This window comes from Streptomyces sp. NPDC002573 (assembly GCF_042889625.1).
GTDB classification, from domain to species: domain Bacteria; phylum Actinomycetota; class Actinomycetes; order Streptomycetales; family Streptomycetaceae; genus Streptomyces; species Streptomyces gibsoniae.
Map to the genome: position 1 here is coordinate 62,847 of NZ_JBIARC010000048.1, position 9,890 is coordinate 72,736.

At 69.1% G+C, this 9,890-nt stretch carries 3 protein-coding genes, 1 tRNA gene and 1 rRNA gene; 1 reads left to right on the plus strand and 4 read right to left on the minus strand.

Going from position 1 to position 9,890, the window contains the following annotated elements; genetic code table 11:
• Nucleotides 1-169: 169 nt before the first annotated feature.
• Nucleotides 170-5,638, minus strand: coding sequence for a HAMP domain-containing protein (locus tag ACFYX0_RS33635; RefSeq protein WP_388976044.1), 5,469 nt, complete (start codon nt 5,636-5,638; stop codon nt 170-172).
• A gap of 374 nt (nt 5,639-6,012) precedes the next feature.
• Here ACFYX0_RS33635 and ACFYX0_RS33640 point away from each other — a divergent pair, with 374 nt between their 5' ends.
• A complete protein-coding gene (locus ACFYX0_RS33640; RefSeq protein ID WP_388976047.1) occupies nt 6,013-8,760 on the plus strand; it encodes a SpoIIE family protein phosphatase in 2,748 nt (915 codons plus the stop codon).
• Between the two features lie 103 nt (nt 8,761-8,863).
• Here ACFYX0_RS33640 and ACFYX0_RS33645 read toward each other — a convergent pair.
• From ACFYX0_RS33645 to rrf, 3 genes are all read right to left on the minus strand, one after another.
• Nucleotides 8,864-8,936, minus strand: a tRNA-Thr gene (locus tag ACFYX0_RS33645).
• An 86-nt stretch (nt 8,937-9,022) separates the two neighbouring features.
• Nucleotides 9,023-9,685, minus strand: coding sequence for a DegT/DnrJ/EryC1/StrS family aminotransferase (locus ACFYX0_RS33650; RefSeq protein WP_355910472.1), 663 nt, complete (start codon nt 9,683-9,685; stop codon nt 9,023-9,025).
• 112 nt (nt 9,686-9,797) lie between these two features.
• A 5S ribosomal RNA gene (rrf, locus tag ACFYX0_RS33655) occupies nt 9,798-9,890 on the minus strand; the annotation flags it as partial.

The window sequence follows — 9,890 nt, forward strand, 5'->3', positions numbered from 1 at the left end:
CCCCGCCCGTCGCCACACCCTGTCACCGCGATGTCACTGTGCACGTAGCAGAAACGCAGCAGGAGACCAGAAGGTTCCCCGTACACCCCACTTCTACACGGCGCCGGCCGCACTCCGTCGGCAACTCCGCGTGAACATTCAGGGCCCCTTCACCGCATCCGCATTCACATCACTGCACACGCATCCACTGTTCCATCACGGACAGTAGGTGATCGGGGTCGACCGGCTTGGTCACATAGTCCGAGGCACCCGACTCGATGGCCTTCTCACGGTCGCCCTTCATCGCCTTCGCCGTCAACGCGATGATCGGCAGCCCCGCGAACTGAGGCATCCGCCGGATCGCCGTGGTCGTGGCGTACCCGTCCATCTCCGGCATCATGATGTCCATCAGGACGACCGCGACATCGTCGTGCTGTTCCAGCACCTCGATGCCCTCCCGGCCGTTCTCGGCGTACAGCACCGACAGGCCGTGCTGCTCCAGGACGCTGGTGAGCGCGAAGACGTTGCGGATGTCGTCGTCGACGATCAGCACCTTCTCGCTGTCGAACCGCACGCCCTGCCGCGGTCGCTGCCCCTCGTGGTGCTCCCCGGCCCACTGCTCCTGCTCCCCGCCGGCGCCGCGCTGCACGCCCGTGGAGACCGCCCTGCGCCGGCGCCGGAAGAGCGCCGCCGGCCCGTTCTGCGTCTCCTGGTACGACTTCACCTCGGCCGGGGTCTCGATGTCCGGCGCGGACAGCTCCGCCTCGGACGCCAGCAGTTCGTCGGCCTCCATGGCGGGCGCGAGCTGCGAGTAGCCCTGGGGCGGCAGTTCGCTCGGGTGCAGCGGCAGATACAGGGTGAACGTCGAGCCGCGCCCGGGCTCGCTCTGCGCGTGGATCTCACCGCCGAGCAGCCGCGCGATCTCACGCGAGATGGACAACCCGAGCCCCGTACCGCCGTACTTGCGGCTCGTCGTGCCGTCCGCCTGCTTGAACGCCTCGAAGATCACCCGCATCTTGCTGGCCGCGATACCGATACCGGTGTCGGCGACCGAGAACGCGATCAGCTCCGCGTCCGGATCCCGCAGCGAGCCGGTCTCCAGCAACTGCTCCCGGATCGCCATCGGCACATCGCCGCCCGCCGGGCGGATGACCAGCTCGACGGCCCCGGTGTCGGTGAACTTCACCGCGTTCGACAGCAGGTTGCGCAGCACCTGCAACAGCCGCTGCTCGTCGGTGTGCAGCGTGGCGGGCAGCTCCGGCGACACCCGTACGGAGAAGTCGAGACCCTTCTCCGCGGTCAGCGGCCGGAACGTGGCCTCCACATAGTCGACGAGCTGCACGAGCGCGATACGCGTCGGGGAGACGTCCATCTTGCCCGCCTCGACCTTCGACAGGTCCAGGATGTCGTTGATCAGCTGGAGCAGGTCGGAACCGGCGCCATGGATGGTCTCCGCGAACTCCACCTGCTTCGGCGAGAGGTTGCCCTCGGCGTTGTCGGCGAGCAGTTTGGCCAGAATCAACAGGGAGTTGAGCGGTGTACGCAGCTCGTGCGACATGTTGGCCAGGAACTCGCTCTTGTAGCGCATGGAGACCGCGAGCTGCTCGGCGCGCTCCTCCAGGACCTGCCGCGCCTCCTCGATCTCGGTGTTCTTGACCTCGATGTCCCGGTTCTGCTGGGCCAGCAGCTCGGCCTTGTCCTCCAGTTCGGCGTTGGACGCCTGCAGGGCCTTCTGCCGCTGCTCCAACTCCTCCGACCGCAGCCTCAGTTGCTCGGTCAGCTCCTGCGACTGCTTCAGTAGCACCTCGGTCTTGGTGTTGACGGAGATGGTGTTGACGCTCGTCGCGATCATCTCGGCGATCTGGTTGAGGAAGTCCCGCTGGATCTGCGTGAACGGGGTGAAGGACGCCAGCTCGATCACGCCGAGCACCTTCCCCTCGAACAGCACCGGAAGAACGATCACCTGCGCGGGCGGCGCATCGCCGAGCCCGGAGGAGATCTTCAGATAGCCGCTCGGCGCGTTCTCCACGAGGATCGTGCGCTTCTCCTTCGCGGCCGTCCCGATGAGCGCCTCACCCGGCCGGAACGACGTCGGCATGGAGCCCATGGAGTAGCCGTACGACCCCAGCATCCGCAGTTCGTACTGGTCGTCCGCGTCGGCGCCCCGGTCCTGGCCGTCCACCAGCTGCATCGCGAGGAAGAACGCGCCGTGCTGCGCGGAGACCACCGGCGTCAGCTCGCTCATGATCAGCGAGGCCACGTCCTCCAGATCGCGGCGGCCCTGCATCAGGGCGGAGATACGGGCCAGGTTGCCCTTGAGCCAGTCCTGCTCCTTGTTCGCGATCGTGGTGTCACGCAGGTTGGCGATCATCTTGTTGATGTAGTCCTGGAGCTCCTGGATCTCGCCCGAGGCATCCACATCGATCTTCAGATTGAGATCGCCGCGGGTCACCGCGGTCGCCACGCGCGCGATGGCACGCACCTGCCGGGTCAGGTTCCCGGCCATCTCGTTCACCGACTCGGTCAGGTCGCGCCAGGTGCCGTCGACGTCCCGGACCCGCGCCTGGCCGCCGAGCTGCCCCTCCGTACCCACCTCACGGGCCACCCGGGTGACCTCCTCGGCGAAGGAGGAGAGCTGGTCGACCATCGTGTTGATGGTGGTCTTCAGCTCCAGGATCTCGCCCCGGGCGTCGATGTCGATCTTCTTGGTCAGGTCACCCTTGGCGATGGCCGTGGTCACCATCGCGATGTTGCGCACCTGACCGGTCAGGTTGGACGCCATCTGGTTCACGGACTCGGTGAGGTCCTTCCAGGTGCCGGCCACACCCGGTACGTGCGCCTGACCGCCCAGGATGCCGTCCGTGCCCACCTCGCGGGCCACCTTGGTGACCTGGTCGGCGAACGAACTCAGCGTCTTCACCATCGTGTTGAAGGTGTCGGCGAGCTGCTGGACCTCGCCGCGCGCCTCGATCGTCACCGTCCGGGTCAGGTCGCCGTTGGCGACGGCCGCCGCGACCTGGGAGATGTTGCGCACCTGCGTGGTCAGGTTGTTGGCCATCAGGTTGACGTTGTCGTTGAGGTCCTTCCAGATGCCGGTGACGCCCGGTACGTGCGCCTGGCCGCCGAGGATGCCCTCGGTGCCCACCTCACGGGCCACCCGCGTCACCTGTTCGGCGAAGGACGACAGCTGGTCGACCATCGTGTTGACGGTGGTGACCAGTTCGAGGATCTCGCCCTTGGCATCGACGGTGATCTTCTTGGACAGGTCGCCCTTGGCGACCGCGGTCGTGACCTCGGCGATGTTGCGCACCTGAATGGTCAGGTTGTTCGCCATGAAGTTCACGGACTGCGTGAGGTCCTTCCAGGTGCCGGAGACGCCCTGGACCTCGGCCTGCCCGCCGAGGATGCCCTCGGTGCCCACCTCACGGGCAACACGCGTCACCTGCTCCGCGAAGTTGGAGAGCTGGTCCACCATCGTGTTGAGCGTGTTCTTCAGCTCCAGGATCTCGCCGCGCGCGTCCACGTCGATCTTCTGCGACAGGTCACCCCGCGCCACCGCCGTCGCGACCTGCGCGATGTTGCGTACCTGGGTGGTGAGGTTGCCGGCCATGAAGTTGACGGAATCGGTCAGATCCCGCCACACACCGGCCACGCCCGGCACCTGCGCCTGACCGCCGAGCCGGCCGTCCGTGCCCACCTCACGGGCAACACGCGTCACCTGCTCGGCGAACGCAGAGAGCTGGTCCACCAGGTTGTTGATGGTGTTCTTCAGCTCCAGGATCTCGCCGCGCGCGTCCACGTCGATCTTCTGCGACAGGTCACCCCGCGCCACCGCCGTCGTCACCTGGGCGATCTGCCTCACCTGCGAGGTGAGATTGCCCGCCATGAAGTTGACGGAGTCGGTGAGCTCCTTCCAGGTGCCCGACACCCCCGGCACCACGGCCTGGCCGCCGAGCCGGCCCTCCGTGCCCACGTCCCGGGCCATGCGCGTGACCTGGTCGGCGAACGCGGACAGCTGGTCCACCATCGTGTTCACGGTGTTCTTCAGCTGGAGCATCTCACCGGAGACGTCCACGGTGACCTTCTGCGACAGATCACCGTTGGCCACCGCCGTCGTCACCTGGGCGATGTTGCGTACCTGGCCGGTGAGGTTGCGGAACGCCGTGTTGACGGAGTCCGTGAGGTCCTTCCACGCGCCGGCCGCGCCCGTCACCTGCGCCTGACCGCCCAGCTCACCCTCGACGCCGATCTCCCGGGCGACCCGGGTGACCTCGGCACCGAACCCGGAGAGCTGGTCCACCATCCCGTTGACGGTGTTCTTCAGCTCCAGCATCTCGCCGGCCACGTCCACGGTGACCTTCTGCGACAGATCACCGCTCGCCACCGCCGTCGTCACGGCGGCGATGTCCCGCACCTGAGTGGTCAGATTCCGGAAGACCGTGTTCACCGAATCGGTGAGGTCCTTCCACGTACCCGCCGCACCGGGCACGTTCGCCTGCCCGCCGAGCCGGCCCTCGGCACCCACCTCGTTGGCCACCCGGGTGACCTCGTCCGCGAAGGTGCGCAGCGTCTCGGTCATCTGGTTGATCGTCTCGGCGAGCTGCGCCATCTCACCGCGCGCCGACACGGTCACCTTCTGCGACAGGTCACCGTTGGCGACCGCGGTCGTCACCTGCGCGATCCCGCGCACCTGGGCCGTCAGATTGCCGGCCATCAGGTTCACCGAATCGGTGAGGTCCTTCCACACACCCGACACGCCCGGCACCTGGGCCTGACCGCCCAGCTCACCCTCGGTGCCGACCTCCCGGGCGACCCGGGTGACCTCGGAGGAGAAGGACGCGAGCTGGTCCACCATCGTGTTGACGGTGTTCTTCAGCTCCAGCATCTCGCCGGCCACGTGCACCGTGACCTTCCGCGACAGATCGCCCTTCGCGACCGCCGTCGTCACCAGGGCGATGTCCCGCACCTGCGCGGTCAGCCGGTACGCCATCGTGTTGACCGAATCCGTGAGGTCCTTCCACGAACCGGACATACCGCGCACCCGGGCCTGACCACCCAGCTTGCCCTCGGTACCCACCTCACTGGCCACCCGCGTGACCTCGTCGGTGAACGTCGACAACTGGTCGACCAGGTTGTTGACCGTACGGCCGACCTTCAGGAACTCACCGCGCAGCGGATGCCCCGTGCCCTCAGGCTCCGGCGTCCGCAGCTCCATGCGTGGCGACAGATCACCCTCGGCGACCGCCGACAGCACCCGGCTCACCTCGGAGACGGGGCGTACGAGATCGTCCACGAGCGCGTTGGACGCGTCGATCGCACTCGCCCAGGAACCCTCGCAGGCGCCCGTCTCCAGCCGCTCCGTGAGCTTGCCCTCACGCCCGACCACACGGCGCACCCGGGCCAGCTCCCCGGTCAGATGCAGATTCCGGTCCGCCACCTCGTTGAAGACGGCAGCGATCTCGGCCATCACTCCGTCGCCGGAGACCGTCAGCCGCTTCCGGAAATTGCCGTCCCTCATCGACGCGAGAGCCGCCAGCAACCGGTTCAGGGCCGCCGTGTCCACCGCGGTGGTTCCGTTGCGCGCCGAGCGCTGGTTGCTCAGGGACTGTCCGCCTTTCGCGCGCGCCTTAGTGCCCCGCGTCGCTGCGCCAGACTCCACTGTGTCCCTCCCGCAGGGATCGACCATCACTGCTGTGCTCAGGGGTACTGCTCGACGTACCGGTTACTCGTGCGTCAGCGTGCCCGTTCCACCGGGTACGCGCGGTGCTCCTGCCCGGCCTGGCAGGAGACACTCGGCCTGCCCGAACCTCTATGGGGAGCTTGCCCAGTGTTTCACCATGCCTGAACCAGGCCATAACAGTTCGGCAGCTTCGCACACGCTCCGCACACCTCCGGACGTAAACACCGGCGACCGGCATCCGCATGGACGGCGAAGGTAAGTAACCTTGCATGCGGCTGTCCAGCCGTGCCGGCGCAACCGGTCTGGGCGGTGGCACGAGCACGAGCGGGCAGGCATCGGAGGGGCACCGCACCATGACCACCGGACTGCGTCCCGGGGGACACCCCCAGGATCCCCGGCAGAGGGGGAGCCAGCCGCTGCCCCGGCAGGAGGGGGTCGGCCCGGACACCCCGCACGTCGAGAACAGGACAGGGAGATCTGTGATCACCGCGCGCGCGGCCGCAAGCTTCGAGCCCGTCGGACGATCGGTGGCGACCGCCCGGTCTTTCGTCCGCGACACCCTCCAGGGCTGGGGCTTCGCGGACATCGTCGACGACGCCGTGGTCCTCACCAGCGAGCTGGTCACGAACGCCGTCGTGCACGCGGGCACGGCCGCTGAGGTCCTGTGCCTGCGCAGCGACGACGGTGTGCGCATCGAGGTCGCCGACCGGTATCCGGAACGTGAGATCCCGCTCCAGTCGAGCGCCGTGAACATGGGCAGCCCCGACCGCGAGGGTGGCCGCGGCCTCCAGCTCTGCGCCGCCCTCGCCGGCCGCTGGGGCGTCGAGTACACGCCCACGCACAAACAGGTCTGGTTCCAACTCGAACTCCCCGAACGCCCGGTCGGCACGCGCGCCGCGGGCCCCTCGCTCCCCGCGCACCTCCTGCCGCTCGCCGACGGCCGGGTGCGCGTCGCGGTCGTCCAGATCGACCGCACCGGCACCATCACCGCCTGGAACGAGGACTCGGAGGACCTCTTCGGATACGCGGCCGAGCAGGTCACCGGCAAGCCGCTCACCGACCTCGCCGCCTGGCCGCACACCCCCGGCACCGGCACCGGGATCGCCGAGGCCCTCCAGCTCTCCCGCTGGGAGGGCAGCTACGGCATCCGCGGCGCCGATGGCCGAGTGATCCCCGTATACGCCTCTCACCTGCGCGTACGCGACACGGCAGGCGAACCCTCCACGGTCTGCCTGCTGGTGCGCGACCACGAGCGGGCCGTGCTGCAGACCCCCCTGCGCGGGAACGTCGCCGACACGGGAACCGCCCAGGACGGCCACGTCCCGGACCCCTTCGAGGTCTTCATCGGCTCCCCTGCCCCCGACGATCTCGACGGCCTCCTGCAGCGCACGGTGGAGCGCGCCCGCGACATGCTCGACGGCGACGCCGCCTTCCTCCTGCTGGCCACCGACGACGAGACGGAGCTGGAGGTGCGCGCCTCCACCGGCCTGCCCTCCGCCCGCCAGCGCTTCGCCCGCGTCCCGGTCGACGCGGGCCCCGGCCGCTACGGCTCGGCGCGTATGCCCGCCGTCCACGACGACCTTGCCGCCGTGCCGGGCGCGGTGCCCCTGCTGGGCGGCACGGGCATGCGTTCCGTGGTGACGGTCCCGCTGAAGGTGGAGGGCCGGCTGACCGGCTCCCTCGGTGTCGCGGCCGAGTCGCCCTCCCAGTACTCCAACGAGGAGGCGCTGCGCCTCCAGTTCGCGGCCGACCGCATCGCCCTGGCCGTGGAGTCGGCCCGCCTCGGTGAGCTGGAGCGGCTGCGCCGCGGCTCGCTGAGCTTCCTCGTCGAGGCCTCCGACCTCCTCGCGGGCACGCTGGACCGGGACCAGACACTGGCTCTCATGGCCCAGATGACGATCCCGACGCTGGCCACCTGGTGCGCGGTGTACACGATCGCCGACCAGGCCTCGGAGCCGTACCTGTCCTACGTCCTGCACGAGGACGAGGAGCGCATCGACGGCCTCAAGGCACTCCTGTCGAAGATCGCCCCGCCGGAACCCATCCCCACACCGGGCGCCCGGGTCTGGACGGCCCCGGCCGAGGCGGCCCACCAGGCGGCGCTGCGCACCTCCATGCGCAGCCTCGGCCTCGGCGAGCCGCCCTCGCTCGGCTCGGGCATCGGCACGACGCTGGCGACGGCCGCGGCGGTCGGCGGCGAGACGGTCGTCCTCCCCCTCGTGGCCCGCAACCGGGTCATCGGCATGCTGACGCTGGGCAAGCCGACGGACGAACACTTCCGCCAGGAGATCCTGGAACTGGCCGAGGACCTCAGCCGCCGGGCCGCCCTCGCCCTCGACAACGCCCGGCTGTACTCCGAGCGCACGGCCATCAGCCAGTCCCTCCAGCGCAGCCTGCTCCCGCCGGAGCTCCCGCACATCGACGGGGTCGAGGTCGAGGTGATCTACCGCGCGGCCGGCGAGGGCAACGAGGTGGGCGGCGACTTCTACGACCTGTTCCCGATCCGCGACGGCGCCTACGGCTTCGCCATCGGCGACGTGTGCGGTACGGGCCCGGAGGCCGCCGCGGTCACCGGCCTGGCCCGCCACGCCCTGCGCCTGCTGGCCCGCGAGGGCTTCGGCGGCCCGGCCGTGCTGGAGCGCCTGAACTCCGCGATCCTCGACGAGGGCGCCCGCAGCCGCTTCCTGACCCTGCTCTACGGCGAGCTGTGGCCCCAGGAGGACGGCAGCGCCCTCCTGAAGGTGGTCTGCGCCGGCCATCCGCTCCCGCTCCGGCTGCGCCAGGACGGCTCGGTGGAGCCGGCCGCCGAACCGCAGCCGCTCCTCGGTGTCATGGAGGACCTGGAGCTGTACGAGCAGACGGTGACGCTCGACCCCGGAGACGTCCTGCTGTGCGTCACGGACGGCGTCACGGAACGCCGCGAGGGCACCCGCATGCTGGGCGACGACGGCCTCGCGGAGGTCCTCACGACCTGCACGGGCCTCACCGCGGGCGCGGTCGCGTCCCGTATCATGCGCGCCGTCGAACGCTTCGCCTCGGACGCCCCGTCGGACGACATGGCGATTCTGGCGATGCGGGTCCCGGGTCTCCCGAAGGACTGAGTGCCGAGCAACGCCCGGACTCCCGGCCCCAGTCGGGAGAGCCGGGCGGGGAGAAGTCGCACATGAAAAAGGCCCCGCCCTGATGGGCGAGGCCTTTTCTCCGAGCCCCCAAACGGAATCGAACCGTTGACCTTCTCCTTACCATGGAGACGCTCTGCCGACTGAGCTATAGGGGCCTGTCGCCTTTTTGAGGTTTCCCTCGCGGCAACGGAATAGATCATACCCCGAACTGGCGTGTGTTCCCAAACCCGAGAGGCCGGGTTCAGAAAGCGGGTTGCAGCAGCCCGCCCAGCGCGTTGCACGCCGAGACGATCCGATTCATCTCACGCTTCGTCAGCGAGGCGTCCACGGGCAGCGAGAGGGTCTCGTCGGCGGCGCGCTCGGTCTCGGGCAGACACACGTCCCGCCGGAATCCCGGCATACGGTGGACGGGGGTCTTCACGGGGACCCGGCACTCGACTCCCCTGGCCTGCACGGCTCGTGCGAAGGCATCGCGGTCCGGCCGGCCGTTGCCCGGCACCCGCACCACGTACTGCTGGTAGGTGTGCCCGCCGCTGCCGTCAGGCGTCCGCACGCCACGCAGCCGCCGGTCCAGGTACGCCGCCCGCTCACGACGCTGGGCCACCTCGGCGTACGGCGTCTCGGACTCGCCCTGCTCCAGCACCAGGAGCCCGTGCCGCTGCCCGACCTCGTGCAGTCGCGCCACGTCGGCGGGCCGGCCGAAGCGGTGCACGACGACGACCGCGGAGGTCTGCGGGCCCACCACGGCCTCGACGGCGAAGGGGTCGAGGCAGTACGTCAGCGGGTCTATGTCGGCGAACACCGGGGTCGCGCCCGCCTCGGTCACAGCCTCGGCAACCTCGATGTTCCCGAAGGCCGGCACGATGACCTCGTCACCGTGGCCGATACCCGCGGCCCTGAGCATTCCTGCAGTACTCATGGCTCGGATGTTCGTCCGGCAAAGTGAACGCAAAGTGACGGGCAACACAAAAGAGCGGGTCCCCGAACCGAAGTTCGGGGACCCGCTCTGAAGAATTGTTCGGCGGCGTCCTACTCTCCCACAGGGTCCCCCCTGCAGTACCATCGGCGCTGTAAGGCTTAGCTTCCGGGTTCGAAATGTAACCGGGCGT